Origin of the sequence: Microvirga terricola, assembly GCF_011777495.1 — a bacterium.
Lineage (GTDB): Bacteria > Pseudomonadota > Alphaproteobacteria > Rhizobiales > Beijerinckiaceae > Microvirga > Microvirga terricola.
In genome coordinates this window covers 39,028-58,604 of sequence record NZ_JAATJS010000005.1, presented here as the reverse complement: position 1 = coordinate 58,604, position 19,577 = coordinate 39,028, and the positions used below count along the sequence as shown (strand labels likewise).

Sequence of the window (19,577 nt, the reverse complement as noted above, 5' to 3'; positions counted from 1 at the left end):
CCGCCGATATCTTTTTTACAGGAACGTCTGCTTTTAGGCGCGTAACGACGCGTTCCATTAAGGTTAATCACCCCTTTACCTCTCCGCTCTAGGGTTACACGCGGGCGCTCCTTGCCGGAGTGCTTCGGAATTCAGTAACTGCGGAGAAGCCCGCTTTGCGTTCGACGAGAATGACTTTGGTCGCTCTGGCCCTCGGCGCGACGGGATTGCCGGCGCTCGCCGCCGATCTTCCTCCGGCTCCCGTTCTCGAGGAGAGCGGCGATGAGGCCAGCTGGTATCTGCGCGGGGACATCGGCGTCGTCGACAAAATCGTCGCGCGGCGCGGCCGCGATTTCGGGTCCGACGAGGTGCCACCCCTCATCAAGTCGCGTTTCGCGCGGGATCTGGTGATCAGCGGCGGTGTCGGGTATCGTTTCGCGCCGTGGCTGCGCGCCGATGTGACCGTCGATCACCACTTCGAGGCGGCATTTCGCGGCGCGCGCTTCTCGTCCTCTGCCAACTATGCGCAGGATCGCACGGATTTCGAGGCCACGACCTTTCTCGCCAACGGTTATGTCGATCTCGCGTTCTGGGAGAGCATCACACCCTATCTCGGCGCCGGCATCGGCGTGAGCAGCAACCGGTTCGACAGCGGCAATCGCCTTGCGGTCATCTCAGATGCGGCGCAGCTCGTACCATTGCGGTCGCGCACCCAAAATGCGTTCGCCTGGACGCTCATGGCCGGCATTGCCTTCGACATCACGAGCAACTTGACGCTCGATCTCGGCTATCGCTACACGCATCTCGGCAATACCCGCACGGGATTTGAAGGCGCAGACATTCCCTTGCGCGCCAATGCCGTTGCCGCCCATGAGCTGCGCATCGGCGCGCGCTATCGGTTCGACTGAGCCTTTCAGTCTCGACGGCGAGCACAGCGATCCGTGCTGGATACTCGCCGCCCGCTTCCGTTACAGCAGAAAATTTTTCCCAGCTCTGAGCTGTGCTGAGACAGGCGCGAGCTTTGTGGGTCAGTGCATTGTCATGCCCGCTCGCACTTGGTCTCGAGGCTCGCGGGCCCCCTTATAATTACAAGTATTGGTATGCCCTGCTACGTGTCTGAAAACTAACGGTTATTAAATTTTACTTCATTCTTCAGCGGTACATATCGTAGCGGCAGCATAAGAGAAAATAAGTATAAATTCTCACGAGTTTATATAATTGCCGCTCGGCGCTGTCGGACGCTTCTAAGCAATGGGCTGAACTTAGGTTCACGGGGTGCCTTTCATGTCTTTTCTCTCGCGCTTTCGGATTCTTCCGAAGATCTTGATGATCGTCGTCTTTCTCTCCCTCATCGCGGTTGCGCTGAGCGCTCTCGGCGTTCGCTCGTTGAGTTCACTCAATGATGCAACTGACGCCATGGAGCGCGCATCAAACGGCGCCTTGGCAGCCACCCGCATCAGCGTCAACATTCTGTCGATGAACTCCGGAGAGTTCCGCCTGTCTGGCGATCCCCGTCCGGAGACGATCGATGCCGTCCGTGCCCAGATCGCGAAAGATACTTTTGAATTTGACTCGCGTCTCAACAGCCTTCACCAGAACGTGGAAACGGAAGATCAGGACGCGTTGCATGAAATCGAACGACTTGCTGCGGCCTATCGCACCGAACTTGATTCAACTCTGGTCGCCGCCAACGCCGTGAAGAACTACGAGGCTTCCGATGAGATGCGCAGGCTGCGTGAGGAAACGTTGGGAAGCCTGGCAGCGGCAACCAAGCTCAGGGTCGCCGTGCGGACCTTAAGCGAAAAGCTCGATCACCGCCTGCAGGCAGTCTCCGACAACGCGACGGCTGAGTATCTTCAGGCCTCAAAACATCTCATGGTTGTTGCCGGGATCGGTGTCGCGGTTGGCCTAGCCTTCGGTTTCCTGCTCGGACAGTTCGGTATTGCGCGACCCATTCGCTCCGCAGTCGCCGTGTTGCAGCGGCTCGCGAATGGCGATTTCTCCAGCGCGATTACCGGTGCCAACCGCAAGGACGAAGTGGGCGATGTCGCCCGCGCGGCGCTCGTCTTCCGTGAGAATGGGCTGGAGAAGATCCGTCTTGAGAAGGAGCAAGAAGCGGCCAAGGCTCGCAGCGAAGCCGAGAAGCAGGCCGCGATGCATCAGCTGGCGGAGGGTTTTGAAAAGGCCGTCGGAGCCGTGGTGATGGCGGTGTCCTCCGCCGCAACCCAGCTCCAGGGTTCCGCCCATTCCATGACCGCCGCCGCCGAGGAAACCTCCGTCCAGTCGCTCGCTGTGGCGAGCGCTTCAGAAGAAGCTTCCACCAACGTGCAGACGGTTGCCGCAGCGGCCGAGGAACTCTCGATCTCCGTGCAGGAGATCGCGCGCCAGGTTGCCGATTCCGCGCGCATCGCAACTGCCGCAGTGACAGATGCCGACGCCACCGCCGAGAAGGTGCAGCGCCTCTCGCATGCGGCAAGCCGTATCGGAGACGTGGTGAACCTCATCAGCAGCATTGCGAGCCAGACCAACTTGCTCGCACTCAACGCCACCATCGAGGCCGCGCGCGCCGGTGAGGCGGGCAAGGGCTTCGCGGTTGTGGCGCAGGAGGTGAAGGTGCTGGCGGAACAGACGGCGAAAGCGACGAGCGAAATCGCCACGCAGATCCAGGAGATCCAGGCCTCGACCGCTGAATCCGCCAATGCGATCCAAAACGTCACCAACGTGATCCGCACTATCCACCAGACCTCAACGGCCATTGCAGCGGCGGTCGAGCAGCAGGGCGCGGCGACGCAGGAGATTGCGCGCAATGTCCAGCAGGCCTCGCAGGGTACGGCGGAGGTGTCTTCCAACATCACGGGCGTGACGCGTGCGGCGGAAGAGTCGAGCGCGGCCTCGGCCCAGGTGTTGACCTCAGCCTCCGATCTCTCCGAACAATCCGAGCTCTTGCGCTCACAGGTCGGCCAGTTCCTCGCGAACGTCCGCGCTGCCTAATCTGAGACCCAAAAAAGAAGCCCGCCTGCACTCTCATGCAGGCGGGCTTTTTTGTTTTTTGGAGCGATCACTCCGCCGGATGGGGCGGCGGCGTGTGACGCCGAGGCTCGACATCCTCGCCGTGCGGCTTGAGGCCTGTCTTGGCGCGCAGCTCGTCGAGCAGGTCGCTCACGTAAGTGGCGGGCTTGGTGTAGCCGCCGATGAGCAGGTAGATCGACGGCACCACGAGGACGGTGAGAAGGGTGGAGAGCGTCACGCCGCCGACGATCACCGAGCCGATGGCGCTGCGCGATTCAGCGCCCGCACCCGTCGACCACGCGAGGGGGATCGCGCCGCCGATCATGGCGATCGAGGTCATCAGGATCGGGCGGAGGCGCAGCACGGATGCTTCGATCACAGCTTCGCGGACCCCATAGCCGCGTTCGCGCAGCTGGTTGGCGAATTCGACGATCAGAATGCCGTTCTTCGTCATCAGGCCGATGAGCAGGATCATGCCGATCTGGCTGTAGATGTTGAGCGACTGGCCCGTCATGACCAGCGCCGCAAGACCGCCGGTGACGGCGAGCGGCACGGTGAGCATGATGATGAACGGGTTGATCCAGCTCTCGAACTGCGCCGCGAGCACCAGGAACACCACGAGGAGCGCCATGCCGAACGTGACATAGATCGCGCCCGACGCTTCGCGGAAGTCCTTGGACTGGCCCGTGTAGCCGATGCGCGCTTCCGCCGGCAGGTTCTGCTGCACGATCTTCTGGAGCGTATCGAGACCCTCGCCGATGGACACGCCCGGCCGCAACGACGATTGAATCGTGATCGAGCGCAGGCGGTCGAAGCGGTTCAGGGTCTGCGGCGCAGCGGATTCGGTTAGCGACACGAAGGAGGAGAGGGGCACCAGTTCGCCCGTTCCCGACCGGATGAAGGTGTTGGTCAGGTCGTTCGGCGTCGCGCGATCCTGCGGGCGGCCACGGATGATGACGGGGTATTCCTCGCCGCGATTGACGAAGGTGGAAATCTGCGTCTCACCGAACACCAGTTCCAGCGTGCGGCCGATATCGTCGATGGACACGCCGAGATCGGCGGCGCGGGCGCGGTCGATGCGCACGCGGATATCGGGCTGCGATTCCTTGTAGTTGGAATCCATGTTGATGTAGAGGCCGGTCTCCTGCGCCTTCTGCATCACGATATCGCGCCATTCGCGCAGCGTGTCATAGTCCGGACCGCCGAGCACGAACTGGATCGGCTGCGAGTTGCCGCGCTGGCCGAGCGAAGCCGGATTGGTCGGGAAGGCGCGCGCGCCGGGGAAGTTGGAGACCTTCGAGATCAGCTCTTGCGTCAGGTCCTGCTGCTTCATGGTGCGCTTGTCCCAGGGGACGAGGCGCACGATGATGAAGCCCGCATTGACCGGCGAGGGGCGCGCGAAGCCGGGCGCGACCTGGCTGGTGATCGACGCGACGATGCCCTTCTCCTGATAAGGAATGAGCTGACGCTCGATCTCCTTGATGCGGTCGCGGGTGTAGTCGAGGCTCGCGCCTTCCGGTCCGGTGACCTGGATGATGATGGCGCCGCGATCTTCCGTCGGCGCGAATTCCTGCGGCAGCGACTTGAACAATCCATAGGCGGTGAATGACACCGCAACGCCCACGGCCAGGATCACGAGCGGTGCTTTGAGCGCGCGCGACAGGATGCGGCGATAGACGTTGTTCATGCCAGTGAAGAACGGCTCCGTCATCGTCTGGATCCGTCCGTGGGCGGGCACCATCAGCTTCGAGCACAGCATCGGGGTGAGCGTGCGCGCCACGACGCCGGAGAAGAAGATGGAGGCTGCAAGCGTGATCGCGAATTCGCGGAAGAGCTTACCGGTGTTGCCGGTCATGAACGCCAGTGGCACGAACACGGCCATGAGGGTCGCCGTGGTCGCGATGACCGCGAAGCCGATTTCGCGCGCACCGTCGAAGGAGGCGAGGAGCGGAGGCTGCCCTTCTTCGATGCGGCGATGGACGTTCTCGATCTCCACGATGGCGTCGTCCACCACGATGCCGATGGCGAGCACGATGGCGAGCAGCGTCAGCACGTTGATGGAGGCGTTGAAGAAGCTCATCACCATGAAGGCGGCGATGATCGAAACCGGGATCGCCACCATCGCCACGATGGTGGAACGCCAGTCGCGCAGGAAGAGGACGATCACCAGGATGACGAGGAGGAGACCCTCGATGAGCGTGTGCAGCACGCCGTTGATGGAGGCGCGAATGAACTGGCTTTCGTCGTACGAAACCTCCGCCGATGTGCCCGGCGGCAGGGAGGACTTGAGCTTGCCGAGTTCCGCGCGCACGTCGTCGGCCACCGAGAGCGTGTTGGCGGTCGATTGGCGCACGATGCCGATGCCCACCGCGGTCTTGCCGGAATCGTAGAACTCGAAGCGTGTATCTTCCGGGCCGACTTCGACCTTGGCGACTTCGCCGAGGCGCACGAGGTAGCCGTTCTTGTTGGAGATGATGACCTGCTCGAATTCACGCGGGGTGGAGAGGCGCGAATCCGTCTTCACGGTGAATTCGCGCTGCGAGGATTCGATGCGTCCGCCCGGCAGTTCGACATTCTGCTTCTTGATCGCGCTTTCGATGTCCTGAACCGTCAGGTTACGGGCTGCAAGCGCCGCGCGGTCGACCCACAGGCGCATGGCGTAGCGGCGCTCACCCGCCAGATACACGTTCGCGACGCCCGGCAGCGTCGAGAGGCGGTCCACATAGACACGCTTCAGGAAGTCGCTGAGTTCGAGCGCATCGAGGCCGGTGGAAGTCACGCTGACCCAGAGAATGGCGGAAGCGTTGTCGTCCACTTTACGGATGACGGGCTGGTCGACGCCGTCCGGCAGGCGTCCCACGATGCGGAACACCGCATCGCGCACGTCTGAGGTTGCCGCTTCCGGATCGCGGTCGACGTTGAACTCGATCGAGACCGAAGAACGCTCGTTCTGACTCTGCGAGTTGATCTGGCGGATGCCCTCGATGCCGGCGACCGCGCCTTCGATAACTTCCGTCACGCGGCTCTCGATCACTTCGTTCGAGGCGCCGCGATAGATCGTGGAAATCGAGACGACGGGTTTGTCCACGCTCGGATATTCGCGCACCGGCAGGTTCGACAGCGAGGAGAAGCCCCCCACGATCAACAGCAGGCTGACCACGACGGCGAAGACGGGGCGGCGGATGAAGATGTCGGAAACCTGCATGGCTCTATTCGATCCGGGTTAGAGCAAGGTGCGAGCAATTATGAAACGTAGCGTCACGTGACTCTCCTCTCCACGAAGGGGGAGGGGACGAGCGTTGTGTCTAAGGGGCACCGACTCAATTCCGCTCGGCGGCCACCGCGCTACCGATGGGCTGCGGCATGTTCACCGAGCTGCGGGATGGCTGTTCCTTCGTCGCGGCAGGTGAGGGCTTCTGATCTGGCGCGCCGGACCCGACCGGGCGGGTGACGACCTCCGCGCCGGCGCGGACACGCTGGACGCCGAGCACGACGATGGTCTCGCCGGCCTTCAGGCCATCGAGCACCTCGACCTTGCCACCTTGGCGCTGGCCAATGGTGATGACGCGCCGCTCCACCTTGTTGTCCTTCACGGGATAGACGATTTGGCGCAGGCCTTCGGCGACGACGGCCTCCTCCGGCACCACCACCGCGTTGTCCTTGGTCGTGACCTCGAGCGCCACGGACAGGAACATGCCAGGTTTCAGCGCCTCGTCGGGATTGTCGAATTCGGCGGTCAGGCGCACGGTGCGGGTCAACTGGTCGACGCGGGTGTCGAGCGTCGAGACGATGCCGCGGAACACGCGGCCCGGATAAGCGGGGGAGGAGGCGTTGACCGCCTGGCCCGGCTTGAGGCGACCGAGAAGATTTTCGGGAACGGCGAAATCGAGCCGCACGCGGGAGAGATCGTCGAGAGAGGTGATGCGCGTGCCGGGCGAGATGAAAGCGCCGAGCGAAACCGAGCGGGTGCCGACCCTGCCGGCGAAGGGCGCGCGGATGCTGTAGTCCTCAAGACGGGCCTCGGCGCCCTTGCGCTGTGCCTGAGCGGCGGCGATGGAGCTTTCCAGCGACTTGACCTGGGCGGTGAGGTCTTCGACCTGAGCGCCCGTGCCGGCGCCGGTGCGGCTGAGCGCGGTGGCGCGCTCGAGCTTGATGACAACTTCGTTGCGCAGCGCCATGGCGCGGTTCGTTTCGGCCAGCGTCTGCTCGATTTCGGCGCGGCGCTCGGCATCGTCGAGCTGGACCAGCATGTCGCCGGCCTTCACCTGCTGGCCTTCCTCGAAGCCGATGGCCTTGATGATACCTGCAACCTTTGCAGTCACCGTGATCGATTCATAGGCACGCACGGTGCCGACGGACTCGCGGATATCGACGATGCGCCCGGTCTTGACCGCATCGACGTCGACGGTCGCCGGGCCCGACTGTCCGCCACGGCCGCGGCCTTGGCCGGCTGCCTGGGTGGTCGGTTTGGCGCCGCTCTCCGGCGCATTTGCCAGGAAACCGTCCTGATAGGCAAACCAGCCGCCAATGCCTGCTGCCCCCAGCACTGCAATGACGGCGAGCTGACGGGACACACGCATGCTCGCTCCTTGGAGAATTCTTGAGTTCTCGATGTCGCAGTTGTCCTAGCACACTCTATGCCAGACGCATTGGCTATATCGCAGCAAATGCAACGTTTCATATTACGATTTTGTAATCTCCGGCACCGTTCCGGAACGGAAATGTGCTTGACCGAACCGGGCTCCTCCGTCATACCGGTTCGCGGGACACCTCTCCCCACCGAGAGGCGCCCATCTGTAAGGATGGATCACATGACGAATATGCCCGCCGCGCGTCCGCGCGCGCCTTTCTTTTCGTCCGGCCCCTGCGCGAAGCGCCCCGGATGGTCTCTGCAAAATCTCAAAACCGACAGCCTTGGCCGCTCGCACCGCGCGAAGCTTGGCAAGAACCGTCTGAAACTCGCCATCGATCTGACGCGCGAGATTCTGGACGTGCCGGCGGATTACCGCATCGGCATCGTGCCCGCATCTGACACCGGCGCGGTGGAAATGGCGCTCTGGTCGCTGCTCGGTGCGCGCCCGGTCGACATGCTGGCCTGGGAAAGTTTTGGTGAAGGCTGGGTCACCGACGTGGTCAAGCAGCTCAAGCTGGCCGATGCCCGCGTCATCACCGCGCCTTACGGCGAATTGCCTGATCTCACACAGGTCGACACCAAGACCCGCGACGTCGTCTTCACCTGGAACGGCACCACCTCCGGCGTTCGCGTGCCGGATGCGAACTGGATCGCGGCAGACCGCGAAGGTCTGACCATCTGCGATGCTACCTCGGCGGCCTTCGCGCAGAAGCTCGACTTCGCGAAGCTCGATGTCGTCACCTTCTCCTGGCAGAAGGTGTTGGGCGGCGAAGCCGCGCACGGCATGCTCATCCTCTCGCCCCGCGCAGTCGAGCGTTTGGAAACCTACAAGCCCGCTTGGCCGCTGCCCAAAATCTTCCGCATGACCAAAGGCGGCAAGCTGATCGAAGGCATCTTCGAGGGCGAGACCATCAACACGCCGTCCATGCTCTGCGTGGAGGATTACATCGACGCGCTCGAATGGGCGCAGTCCATCGGCGGCTTGAAGGGCCTGCTCGCCAAAGCTGATGCCAATGCCAAGGTGATCCTCGACTGGGTCGCGAAGACGCCGTGGATCGCCAACCTCGCGAAGGATGCGAAGAACGCGTCCAACACCAGCGTGTGCCTTGTGGTCTCCGATCCTGAAGTGGTCGGAAAAGGACCGGAAGCCGTGGCGCAGGTCGCCAAGGGCATCACCGCCGCGCTCGACAAGGAAGGCGTTGCCTTCGACATCGGCGCGTATCGCGATGCACCTCCCGGCCTCCGCATCTGGTGCGGTGCGACGGTGGAAGCCTCCGATCTCGAAGCCCTGACGCCCTGGCTCGACTGGGCCTTCGCGCAGGAAAAAGCGAATCTCGCGAAAGCGGCGTGATGTTTTTCACCCTCCCCTTGGAAGGGGAGGGTCGACGCCCGTCAGGGCGGCGGGGTGGGGTGGCAGCGCCACCTCCCTCGGTTGCCCCGACCGAACGCTCACCACATCAACACGTTTGCGCCTCTCGCCTCACCCGGCTCTTCGAGCCGATCCCTCTGGGAGAGGTGAGCAGAGCACCATAGGACAAAGCCATGCTCAAACCCCGTGTACTCATCTCGGATGCCCTCTCGCCCGCCGCCGTGCAGATCTTCAAGGATCGCGGCATCGAGGTCGATTTCCAACCCGACCTCGGCAAAGACAAAGAGAAGCTTGCTGCGGCCATCGGCGACTATGACGGTCTCGCCATCCGCTCCGCCACCAAGGTGACGGCGAAGATTCTCGAAAAGGCGACCAAGCTGAAAGTCATCGGCCGTGCCGGCATCGGCGTCGACAATGTCGAGATTCCCGCCGCGACCGCGAAGGGCGTCATTGTCATGAACACGCCCTTCGGCAATTCCATCACCACTGCCGAGCACGCGGTCGCCATGATGTTCGCGCTCGCACGCCAGATCCCGCAGGCCGACGCCTCGACGCAGGCCGGCAAGTGGGAGAAGAACCGCTTCATGGGCGTCGAGCTGACCGGCAAGGTGCTGGGCGTCGTCGGCTGCGGCAACATCGGCTCCATCGTCGCGGAGCGCGGCATCGGGCTTCGCATGAAGGTCATCGCCTACGATCCCTTCCTGTCGCCGGAGCGCGCGATTGAACTCGGCGTCGAGAAGGTTGAACTCGACGACCTGCTGCGCCGCGCCGACATCATCACGCTGCATGTGCCGATGACGGAGAAGACCAAAAACATTCTCTCGGCGGAAAACATCGCCAAGACGAAGAAGGGCGTGCGCATCATCAACTGCGCCCGCGGCGGACTCGTCGATGAAGTGGCGTTGCGCGCGGCGCTCGATTCCGGCCATGTGGCGGGTGCAGCTTTCGACGTGTTCACGGAAGAGCCCGCGACGGCGAACCCGCTCTTCGGCCACCCCAACGTCGTCTGCACGCCGCATCTGGGCGCGGCAACCACAGAGGCGCAGGAAAACGTGGCACTTCAGGTTGCCGAGCAGATGTCGGATTATCTGCTGCAAGGCGCGATCCAGAACGCGGTCAACTTCCCCTCGATCTCGGCGGAAGAAGCGCCGCGCCTGAAGCCTTTCGTCGCGCTCGCCGAAAAGCTTGGCTCGTTCCTCGGCCAGCTCACGGAAGCGCCGATCAAGGGCATCCGCATCGAATACGAAGGTGATGTGGCGGAAATGAACACCCGCGCGCTCACCTCAGCCGCCGTCACGGGCGTGCTGCGCCCGTTCCTGCAAGACATAAACATGGTGTCGGCCCCGGTCATCGCGCGTGAGCGCGGCATCACGGTGGAAGAGGTCAAGCGCGAGAGCGCGGCGCGTGACTACGAGAGCTTCGTGCGCATCGTGGTCGAGGCGGAGGACATGGCGCGCCATGCAAGCGGCACGGTGTTCCAGGACGGCAAGCCGCGCGTCACGGAAATCCGCGACATCATGGTGGATGCGGAATTTGCGCCGAACATGATCTATGTCCGCAATGCCGACAAGCCGGGCTTCATCGGTAGCTTCGGCACGCTGCTCGGCGAAGCAGGCGTGAACGTCGCGACCTTCGCGCTCGGCCGCGACCGGCAGGGTGGTGATGCCATCTGCTTCGTCTCCGTCGACCAGCCGGTGACGGACGAGCTCCTGCGCAAGATCGAAGAGATCCCGCAGGTGAAACGCGCGCGTTCGGTGCGGTTCTAAGATCAAGCATTGCCATTCCGAGTCGCGACAGGCGAACTCGGAATGGCAGGCTAGTTTAAGCGCGCCTCTCCGCCAACCAAATGCCGCCGAGCACCATCGCCAAGCCGATGGCGTGATAGGAGGCGAAGGGCTCGCCCAGCAGGATGACTGCGAGCAGCGCGCCGAAAACCGGCACGAGATTGACGAACAGCCCCGCCCGCGCGGGGCCGATCAGCTCGACGCCGCGAATGAAGAAGATCTGCGCCAGCAGCGACGGCAACAACGCCACGTAGAGCAGCACGAGCCAACCCTTCGGCGTCGGCCATTGTGCCGCGCCGCGCGCCATTTCCACTGCCACGAGCGGCAGCGAGGTGAGAAACGCCACGAAGGCGAGCGCGGTGAAGAACACGAAGCCGGGCACGGCCGGCCGCTGGCGCAGGCCCAGCGTGTAGCCGGCATAGAACAGGCAGGCGATCAACATCAGCACATCGCCGAAATTCAATGCGAGCTCCCGCAGCACAGCCCAATCGCCGCGCGAGGACACAACGACGACGCCGATCATCGTGACCAGCATGCCCAAGACTTGCAGGGCGCGCACTTTCGCACCGAAGAACAGGACCGCGCCGAGAAGCACGAGGACCGGAATCGCGCCTTGGAAAATGGTGAGGTTCACCGCGCTCGTATAATGCGCCGCGCCATAGAAGAGGGCGTTGAAAGCGGTAAAGCCGCACGTCCCCATAGCTGCGATCATCCAGCGTTTCGTCTTCAGAACCGGCCACGCCGCGGCGAGCTGGCGGCCGACGAGAGGCAGGGTGATGGCGACGACGACAACCCAACGGAGCGCAACGAGCACCATGGGAGAGATTTCGCCCACGGCGAGGCGCCCCGCGACCCCGTTGCCGCCCCAGAACAGGGTGGTGAGGATGAGCAGGAGATAGGCGTTCCCGAACAGGGATTTCCGGAGCGAATGCAGAATATTCATAGGACGCCGCACCTCAGCGCGCTTGCCCCCGCGCGCCTTTCGGGTAAACCGACGCCGAATGAGGGAGGCATCGCAGGGTTATGGCCTTACGGTTTCTGGTCGTCGAGGGCAATACGCGTGGCGCAAGGCAGGCTCACAAGGCCGCTTATGGACTCATGCCGTCCGAATCCTATGCTGCCGTGTTGGGGGAAATCGAGAGCGACATCGTTTGCGATCTGGCCTTCCCCGCTGACGAGGGCGCAAACCTTCCGGATGCCGCCGGGCTCGAATCCTATGACGGCATCGTGCTTACCGGCTCCCATCTCAACATCTATGACGCGACGCCGGACATCCTGAGCCAGATCGACTTGATGCGGTCGATCTACGCCTCCCGCACTCCGTCCTTCGGTTCCTGCTGGGGCCTTCAGGTCGCGGCGGTGGCGGCGGGTGGGGACGTGCGCAAGAACCCCCTCGGCCGCGAAATCGGCTTCGCCCGGCGCATCACGCGCACGCAAGCGGGTCAAGGCCATCCGCTGCTCGCCGGTCGACCGGCGTCCTACGATGCGCCGGCGATCCATCTCGACATGGTCACTATGACCCCTGCGGATGCGGTCGTTCTTTCCACCAACGCGGTGTCGGAGGTGCAGTCGGCCGAAATCACCGTGAGCGGCGGCACCTTCTGGGGCGTGCAATACCACCCCGAATTCAGCCTCGGCGAACTAGGGGTGATTCTGGCCCGCCGCATCGAGATGCTCGTCGGCGAAGGTTTTTGCCGCACCCCGGAAGAGGCCGCCTCCTATATCGCCGACCTCAACGCACTCCACGCCGAGCCGACCCGCTTCGATCTCGCCTGGCGGCATGGGCTCGACGAGGAGGTGCTGCTTCCCGAGCGCCGCACCCGCGAACTCCGCAACTTCATCGAGCACAGGGTGAAGCCGGAGAAGAGTGCCAGGGGAAGGACTTAAGGCGGCTTTGCATTTCGCCTTGACCTCGGGCGCCTGATCGATCAAGAGACTTTGCAAGGTTTTTCCAACCCCGATACCAACCCCGGCCTTGCGCCGGGGTTTTTTATTGCGAGGCTTTGAACGATGGCGAACGTGGTTGTCGTAGGCGCCCAGTGGGGCGACGAGGGCAAGGGCAAGATCGTCGACTGGCTGTCCGAACAGGCGGACGTGGTCGTGCGCTTCCAGGGCGGCCACAATGCGGGCCATACCCTCGTCATCGGCGACAATGTCTACAAGCTCTCGCTCTTGCCCTCCGGCGTGGTGCGTCCCAACAAGCTCTCGGTCATCGGCAACGGCGTCGTGCTCGACCCCCATGCGCTCGCCGCCGAGGTGGAGCGCCTGGGCGAGCAGGGTGTCTCGATCACCCGCCAGAACCTCCGCGTGGCAGAAAACGCCACCCTGATTCTTTCCATCCATCGCGAGCTCGATGCGCTGCGCGAAAGCGGCAGTGCCGGCACCAAGATCGGCACCACCAAGCGCGGCATCGGCCCGGCCTATGAAGACAAGGCTGGCCGCCGCGCCATCCGTCTGATGGATCTCGCCGATCTCGGCTCCCTGCCGGAGAAGATCGACCGGCTGCTCACCCACCACAACGCGCTGCGTCGCGGCTTCGGGCTGGAAGAATTCTCGGCCAAGGCGATCTACGAGGAGCTGGCCTCCGTCGCGCCGAAGGTTCTGCCCTACATGGACGCCGTTTGGCGGCTGCTCGACGACGAGCGCCGGGCGGGCAAGCGCATCCTGTTCGAAGGCGCGCAAGGCGCGCTGCTCGATGTGGACCACGGCACCTATCCGTTCGTCACCTCGTCCAACACCGTGGCGGGACAGGCGGCGACGGGCTCCGGTCTCGGGCCGGGCGCAGTTGGCTATGTGCTCGGCATCGCCAAGGCCTACACGACCCGCGTGGGCGAGGGGCCGTTCCCGACCGAACTCTTTGACGAAACTGGCGAGCTGATCGGCCAGAAGGGCAAGGAATTCGGCGTAGTGACCGGGCGCAAGCGCCGCTGCGGCTGGTTCGATGCGACCCTGGTGCGGCAAACGGTCCGCACCTCCGGCATCGACGGTATCGCGCTGACCAAGCTCGACATTCTCGACGGCTTCAAGACCATCAAGATCGGCGTTGGTTATCGTCTGGATGGCGAAACCCTTGATTATTTCCCTGCCAGCCAGGGCGCCCAGGCTAAAGTCGAGCCGATTTATGAAGAAATGGAAGGCTGGAGCGGATCCACGGCCGGTGCGCGCTCGTGGGCGGACCTTCCGGCGCAGGCCATCAAGTATGTCCGCCGGGTCGAGGAGCTGATCGGCGCGCCGGTTGCGGTGCTGTCAACCTCGCCGCAGCGCGACGATACTATCCTCATGAAGAACCCCTTTGAGGGTTGACGGCGAAGCGTCGCCGGGCCATCCCAGAGCAAATGGCAGATTATTACCCCCTTATTGCCCGCGCCGTTGAAGGGCTGTCCGACTCGGCGCCAGAAACGCGGCGCGCTGTTTATGAGCGTGCCCGCACCGCACTGACCGCTCAGCTGCGGACGATCGACCCGCCGCTCTCCGAGGCACAGATCCATCAGGAAAGCCTGGCGCTCGACGCGGCCATCAAGCGCGTCGAGGCGGAGTTCGTCCCGCAGCCCGCGCCGTCCATCAAGAGCATTTTCGCCCTCCAGCCGGCTGCCGCAGACGAGCCGGAGGCTCCAACACCCGCTCCTTCGAGCGGCCTCCCGGGTAGCGAGGCTGAAGCCATCGCGCGCCCGCGCATCGAAAGCCGCCGGCATCCGGCAATGCAGGGCGACAAGCGGACGCGCACCATCATCCTGGGCGCGGTTCTGGCATCCGTCATCGTCGTGATCGCTGCCGTCGCCTTCCTCTGGCGGGACAAGCCGCAGGATCTGACGCCGACGCCTCCGGTGGCCGAGGCCCCTCAGCCGCAGAAACCTGAGGCCAACAAGAGCGCCGAACGGGTGGGTGGGCCGGCAGCGCCTGCCGCACAAAACTCACGTCAGGAAGTCGGTGTCGCTCAGCGCGCCGTGTTTTATGAGGAAGATCCCGCCAATCCGCAGGCGCCCAAGGCCCAGGTCGGCCGGGTCGTCTGGCGGCTCGAGGACATCAACCCTGGCCAGGGTCAGCCGCTGGAAAAGGCCGTCCGCGCGACGGTCGAGATTCCCGATGCCGGGATGACCATGAAGCTGACGCTTCGGCGCAATGTCGACACTACGCTGCCCGCGTCACACACGGTGGAGCTGATCTTCACCACGAAGAACGGCGACAGCGGCCGCGTCATCCGCGACATCGGCCTGCTACAGTTCAAGAACGAGGAAGCCGCGCGCGGCACGCCCGTCGCCGGCCTGCCAGTGCCGGTGCGCGAAAACCTCTTCCTGATCGGCCTCTCGAACCTTGCAAGCGACATCGACCGCAACACGGAATTGTTCGTGCGCCGCAACTGGATCGACCTGCCCGTTCGCATGGCCTCTGGCCAGCGCGCCATTCTCAGCTTCGAGAAGGGCACGTCAGGCGACCAGATCATGACGAGCGCCTTCAGCCAGTGGCAGTAAGCGGTCTTTGCAATCAATAAAAAAGCCGCGGAGCGATCCGCGGCTTTTTTGTTCCGATGATATGAAGCAGTCTTAAAGTGTGGCCTCGGCGGCCGAGGTTTCGATCTGCGCGAGGTTCTTCTTGACCGCTTCCTGAATCTTCTCAAAAGCCCGCACTTCGATCTGGCGTACGCGCTCGCGCGACACGCCGAACTCGGCGGACAATTCTTCAAGGGTGATCGGATCGTCGGAGAGGCGGCGGGCTTCGAAAATCCGACGCTCGCGCGGATTGAGCACCGAGAGCGCGCTGCGTAGCGCGGCGAGCCTGTTCTGCCCTTCTTCTTCCTCGACGAGAATTTGCTCCTGGCTCTGGCCGGAATCCACCAGCCAATCTTGCCATTCGCCTTCGCCCTCTTCGCGTAAGGGCGCGTTGAGCGAAGCGTCGCCGCCGAGGCGGCGGTTCATGTCCACGACGTCCTGCTCGGTCACGCCGAGCTGGGTCGCGATCTGCTTCACTTGATCGGGACGAAGGTCGCCCTCGTCGAGCGCGGAAATGCGGCCCTTGGCCTTGCGCAGGTTGAAGAACAGCTTCTTCTGGTTCGCGGTGGTGCCCATTTTCACGAGCGACCAGGACCGCAGGATGTATTCTTGAATCGCCGCCTTGATCCACCACATGGCATATGTGGCGAGGCGGAAGCCCTTCTCGGGCTCGAAGCGTTTCACGGCCTGCATGAGGCCGACATTGCCTTCGGACACGACTTCGCCGATCGGCAGACCATAGCCGCGATAGCCCATGGCGATCTTCGCCACGAGGCGCAGGTGGGATGTCACAAGTTTGTGAGCGGCATCGCGGTCACCGTGCTCGCGCCAGCTTTTGGCGAGCATGTATTCCTCATGCGGTTCAAGCATGGGGAAACGGCGAATCTCGTCGAGATAGCGCGAAAGGCCCCCTTCATTGGCAAGCACAGGCAGCGCTGCAGCCATTTTTTCCTCCTTTGGCTCCCTCCTGAGGTGAGGCAAGCCCGAGGCGGCCCCCACATCGGCCGGCCGCCCTAGCCGCCCAATATAGGCGGTCTAAACGTGTCCGAATAGAGGCGTCAGGCTCCGAACGGGATCAACGCACTGGCGATGTAAGGGTGCCACGCCGCCTTTATTTTGCGACGCCGTGCCGCTGACGGACTCACCCCCGCAGGGCTGTGAGGAGATGCTCAAGGTCGGGGGGAAGGGGGCTCTCAAAGCGTAAGAATTCACCGGTCCGCGGGTGTTCGAACCCCAGCACCGCCGCGTGGAGTGCCTGCCCCCTCACCGCCGCCAGTGCCTCCTGCGCCGCAGGGTTGAGACGGTTGGCCTTGGTCTTGAAACCGGAGCCATAGACGTGATCCCCGAGAAGCGGATGGCCGATATGCGCCATGTGCACGCGGATCTGATGCGTGCGCCCGGTCTCAAGCTCGCACTGCACGAGGCTCGCCACTGGATCGGCGGCGGGAAGCGCTTCCAGCACTTCGTAATGGGTGATCGCGTAGCGCCCCCGCTCGCCGGAGACGACGGCGATCTTTTCGCGGTTGTGCAGGCTGCGGGCCAAGGCGGCATCCACAAGACCCTTCTGCCTGTCCGGAGCGCCCCAGACGAAGGCGAGATAGGTGCGTTCCAGCGGGCCGGTGCGGCCGTGATCGGCGAACTGATCGGCAAGTCCCTTGTGCGCCCGGTCGTTCTTGGCGACGACGAGGAGGCCCGAGGTATCCTTGTCGAGCCGGTGGACGATGCCCGGCCGCTTCACGCCGCCGATGCCGGACAGGCTCTCGCCGCAATGGGCGATGAGCGCGTTGACGAGCGTGCCGGATTCATGCCCCGCCGCCGGGTGCACCACGAGCCCCGCCGGCTTGTCGATGACGATCAGGTCCTCATCCTCATAGACGATTGTCAGCGCGATCTCCTCGCCCCGCGGCTCGGCCTCGACCGGTGGGGGAACGACGAGGGCGATCACAGCCCCCGCCGCGACCTTGTGGCTGGGATCGCGCAACGGCTGCCCGCCGAGTTCCACTTGGCCTTCACGGATCAGCGCCTGCAGGCGGCTGCGCGACAGATCCGGCGACAGGCGCGCCAACACCCGATCCAGCCGCTCGGCAGCAGCATCCTCGCCCAGGGTCCATTCTCTTCGGATCGGCTCGCTCACCACGTCCTCGTCGATTTTGCTCTTCGCTTTTTTCGCAAAAGGGCTTGAAGGGTTTCCGAAGGGTGGTTATACGAGCGGCCTTCACCTTGCTAGCTCCCTTCGTCTAGCGGTCTAGGACGTCGCCCTCTCACGGCGAAAACAGGGGTTCGAGTCCCCTAGGGAGCGCCAAAGCCTTTGTATATCAAGGGCTTGCCAGGTGCGTTGCTGACCGTTCATCACGAAAAATCGTGAACGATGTGGCCAGCTGATTCTCATAGGCGACGCGGCTATAGACCTCGCCAATGCTCTTGATCTCATAACGCGGAACCTCATCACCGGATGGCAGGTGCCTGACGATGACATATCCGCCGCTCCAGCCTGGGCCTATGTCCCGTTTATCGACAACGGTAACGTGCTGTCCGCATGGGTACAGATGAGCCGACATGAGTGGTCCTTTCAGGCTATCTGAAACGTGAGCCAGAATGCAGTCGGATGGGTCCTCACCTCATGAACACCACAATGAACATGAGAAAGAACAGCACACCGGCCATGCTCGCGCTGGAAAGCCAGGTGCTGTGTTCTCCGCCAGAGGCCGAAGCGAACCTAGACATGACGATCCTCCATTCGCCCGTGCCGGAGCCGTGGCGCGAGGGGACCTTCGAGAGTGGGTACGAGATTGAGGTTGGCAGGGTGCAGATAGGACAACGCCTCAAAGAATTGTTCCTCTGCTTGCAGGAAGGCGGGTTGAGGCTGCGGCGTCCGGCGGAGTTCGTGTTCGCCCGCGATGCGGGTCTCATGCCGATGGAGCGAGGCGATCCGGTATTGTGGCTCGGCAGCCTCCGACCTGATGCAGGTGACGACAGTGTACGGAGCTTTCCAGGAAAAATGAGGGTTCCGCCTCTCATTACAGAGAACGGTCTCTCCGACCGCGAAACGGTGGGGGCGCATGGCACATTCCTTCATTGTTTGGTTCGTGCAGGCCGCAATGCACGAACAAGAAGGTACCTGTGCGGTCGATGGAGAAAGGCTCTGGCTGGGCGGCGCTACTCAAGAGGCGCGCCCGGTACCCGCTGAGATGCGAGCTTGGGAATTACAGCCTTGGCCGAATAAGAAGACGAGCCCTACGAGCCCTTATGAGTTAAGGCATTGCATCGCAATAAGTTCCAGCAGAGACATCAAATATGATCCTGCTCGGCTTTATCGCGATCAATTGAGAGACTTCGAGCGAGGCTCCGTGTGAGCCCTGATCGGCAGGGTGTGCTCGACTTCCGCATCGATCTCTTGGTCGATGATCTCGGCCAACACCATCGTGTCCTCGGCACCCATGGCGCTGGCCGGATAGATCTGGAACTCGCTGTTGTTTTCGACGACGATGGCGTCACGACCAAACCGCAACACGCAGTTGGTCTGGCGCATGAGCCATTCCGGCACCAAGTCGCCAGCCTCGAACGTCCAAGTCTTTTCAGGCATCGTGAACCTTTGCTGGGCTGCATCCTCAGCCGGAGCGCCGCTTAGAGCTATTTTCACTTGCGTAGAAACATCTCTTTTCTTTGCTTTGCCGCCTTTTTGACGGCGAACCGGAGCCACTTCGCCGAAAAATAATCTAGCGGCGGCGAAATTGCGGACGGCGTGCAGCAGGGCGGGGACCACCCGATCCGCTGTCCTTGTGACGGAAGATGAGCCGGCCCTTGTCGAGATCATAGGGCGACATCTCGACGGTGACGCGGTCGCCCGCGAGAGTCTTGATGCGGTTCTTCTTCATCTTGCCGGCTGTATAGGCGACGATCTCGTGGCCGCTTTCCAGCTTCACACGATAGCGCGCATCCGGCAGGATCTCGACGACTTCGCCTTCGAACGTGATCAATTCTTCCTTGGCCATTGCAATCTCCTTGCTTCAAAACAAAAAAGCCGCTCCCGAGGGGCGGCTTTGCCAGACGGCGTGTGGAGTCCACGCCGCCCGATGGTGACGGAGGTTTAGGCCGTCTGGATGTTGTTGACGGCGACCTTGCCGCTGCGACGGTCTTCAGCCGTGTCGAAGGTGACCTTCTGGCCTTCGCGAAGGCCGCGGATGCCGGCGCGCTCGAGGGCGGTCGCGTGGACAAACACGTCCTTGTCGCCGTTGTCAGGCTGAATGAAGCCGAAGCCCTTTTGGTCGTTGTAGAACTTAACAGTACCCGTATTCATGGGAGTATCCTTGGTTATG

15 protein-coding genes and 1 tRNA gene are annotated in these 19,577 nt (G+C 63.0%); 8 read left to right on the top strand and 8 right to left on the bottom strand.

Translation table 11 applies throughout. The annotated features are described in order from the left end of the window. Positions 1–170 precede the first annotated feature (170 nt). Both HB375_RS14945 and HB375_RS14940 read left to right on the top strand, forming a co-directional pair. The gene (locus HB375_RS14945) at positions 171–887 is read left to right on the top strand and encodes an outer membrane protein (protein ID WP_167673813.1); all 717 of its coding nucleotides are present in this window, start codon (positions 171–173) and stop codon (positions 885–887) included. 376 nt (positions 888–1,263) lie between these two features. After that, positions 1,264–2,970, top strand: coding sequence for a methyl-accepting chemotaxis protein (locus tag HB375_RS14940; RefSeq protein ID WP_167673812.1), 1,707 nt, complete (start codon positions 1,264–1,266; stop codon positions 2,968–2,970). 67 nt (positions 2,971–3,037) lie between these two features. Here the strand turns inward: HB375_RS14940 and HB375_RS14935 are convergent, their stop codons facing one another. Further along, complete coding sequence (locus HB375_RS14935) at positions 3,038–6,193, bottom strand: efflux RND transporter permease subunit (RefSeq protein WP_167673811.1); 3,156 nt, start codon at positions 6,191–6,193, stop codon at positions 3,038–3,040. Between the two features lie 115 nt (positions 6,194–6,308). Then, positions 6,309–7,568: an efflux RND transporter periplasmic adaptor subunit gene (locus tag HB375_RS14930; RefSeq protein WP_167673810.1), complete on the bottom strand. Its 1,260-nt coding sequence runs from the start codon at positions 7,566–7,568 to the stop codon at positions 6,309–6,311. A 231-nt stretch (positions 7,569–7,799) separates the two neighbouring features. Between HB375_RS14930 and HB375_RS14925 the strand changes: the two genes are divergently transcribed. Both HB375_RS14925 and serA read left to right on the top strand, forming a co-directional pair. Beyond that, positions 7,800–8,972: a phosphoserine transaminase gene (locus HB375_RS14925; protein WP_167673809.1), complete on the top strand. Its 1,173-nt coding sequence runs from the start codon at positions 7,800–7,802 to the stop codon at positions 8,970–8,972. Between the two features lie 191 nt (positions 8,973–9,163). Beyond that, entirely contained in the window at positions 9,164–10,756 is a 1,593-nt protein-coding gene (gene serA, locus HB375_RS14920) for a phosphoglycerate dehydrogenase (RefSeq protein WP_167673808.1), read from the top strand. 55 nt (positions 10,757–10,811) lie between these two features. Here the strand turns inward: serA and HB375_RS14915 are convergent, their stop codons facing one another. Next, entirely contained in the window at positions 10,812–11,717 is a 906-nt protein-coding gene (locus tag HB375_RS14915) for a DMT family transporter (protein WP_167673807.1), read from the bottom strand. Between the two features lie 80 nt (positions 11,718–11,797). Here HB375_RS14915 and HB375_RS14910 point away from each other — a divergent pair, with 80 nt between their 5' ends. The 3 genes from HB375_RS14910 to HB375_RS14900 all read left to right on the top strand — a co-directional run bounded on the left by HB375_RS14910 (position 11,798) and on the right by HB375_RS14900 (position 15,243). Then, positions 11,798–12,661, top strand: coding sequence for a type 1 glutamine amidotransferase (locus tag HB375_RS14910; RefSeq protein ID WP_167673806.1), 864 nt, complete (start codon positions 11,798–11,800; stop codon positions 12,659–12,661). A gap of 123 nt (positions 12,662–12,784) precedes the next feature. Further along, positions 12,785–14,077 carry an adenylosuccinate synthase gene (locus HB375_RS14905; protein ID WP_167673805.1) on the top strand — a complete coding sequence of 431 codons (1,293 nt, stop codon included), beginning with the start codon at positions 12,785–12,787 and terminating at the stop codon, positions 14,075–14,077. A 32-nt stretch (positions 14,078–14,109) separates the two neighbouring features. After that, positions 14,110–15,243 carry a histidine kinase gene (locus tag HB375_RS14900; protein ID WP_167673804.1) on the top strand — a complete coding sequence of 378 codons (1,134 nt, stop codon included), beginning with the start codon at positions 14,110–14,112 and terminating at the stop codon, positions 15,241–15,243. Between the two features lie 72 nt (positions 15,244–15,315). Here the strand turns inward: HB375_RS14900 and rpoH are convergent, their stop codons facing one another. Continuing rightward, a complete protein-coding gene (rpoH, locus tag HB375_RS14895; RefSeq protein WP_167673803.1) occupies positions 15,316–16,206 on the bottom strand; it encodes an RNA polymerase sigma factor RpoH in 891 nt (296 codons plus the stop codon). A 196-nt stretch (positions 16,207–16,402) separates the two neighbouring features. Next, positions 16,403–17,395 carry an RluA family pseudouridine synthase gene (locus HB375_RS14890; protein ID WP_167673802.1) on the bottom strand — a complete coding sequence of 331 codons (993 nt, stop codon included), beginning with the start codon at positions 17,393–17,395 and terminating at the stop codon, positions 16,403–16,405. A gap of 92 nt (positions 17,396–17,487) precedes the next feature. Between HB375_RS14890 and HB375_RS14885 the strand changes: the two genes are divergently transcribed. After that, positions 17,488–17,563: transfer RNA gene (locus HB375_RS14885), tRNA-Glu, on the top strand. Positions 17,564–18,580: 1,017 nt separating this feature from the next. On the opposite strand, the gene HB375_RS14875 is transcribed toward HB375_RS14885, so the two are convergent. The 3 genes from HB375_RS14875 to HB375_RS14865 form a co-directional block, all read right to left on the bottom strand. After that, positions 18,581–18,844: a hypothetical protein gene (locus tag HB375_RS14875; RefSeq protein WP_167673800.1), complete on the bottom strand. Its 264-nt coding sequence runs from the start codon at positions 18,842–18,844 to the stop codon at positions 18,581–18,583. Between the two features lie 133 nt (positions 18,845–18,977). Beyond that, positions 18,978–19,253, bottom strand: a complete 276-nt coding sequence (gene infA, locus HB375_RS14870) for a translation initiation factor IF-1 (RefSeq protein WP_167673799.1) — start codon at positions 19,251–19,253, stop codon at positions 18,978–18,980. Between the two features lie 95 nt (positions 19,254–19,348). Further along, a complete protein-coding gene (locus HB375_RS14865) occupies positions 19,349–19,558 on the bottom strand; it encodes a cold-shock protein (protein WP_167673798.1) in 210 nt (69 codons plus the stop codon). Positions 19,559–19,577: the final 19 nt, after the last annotated feature.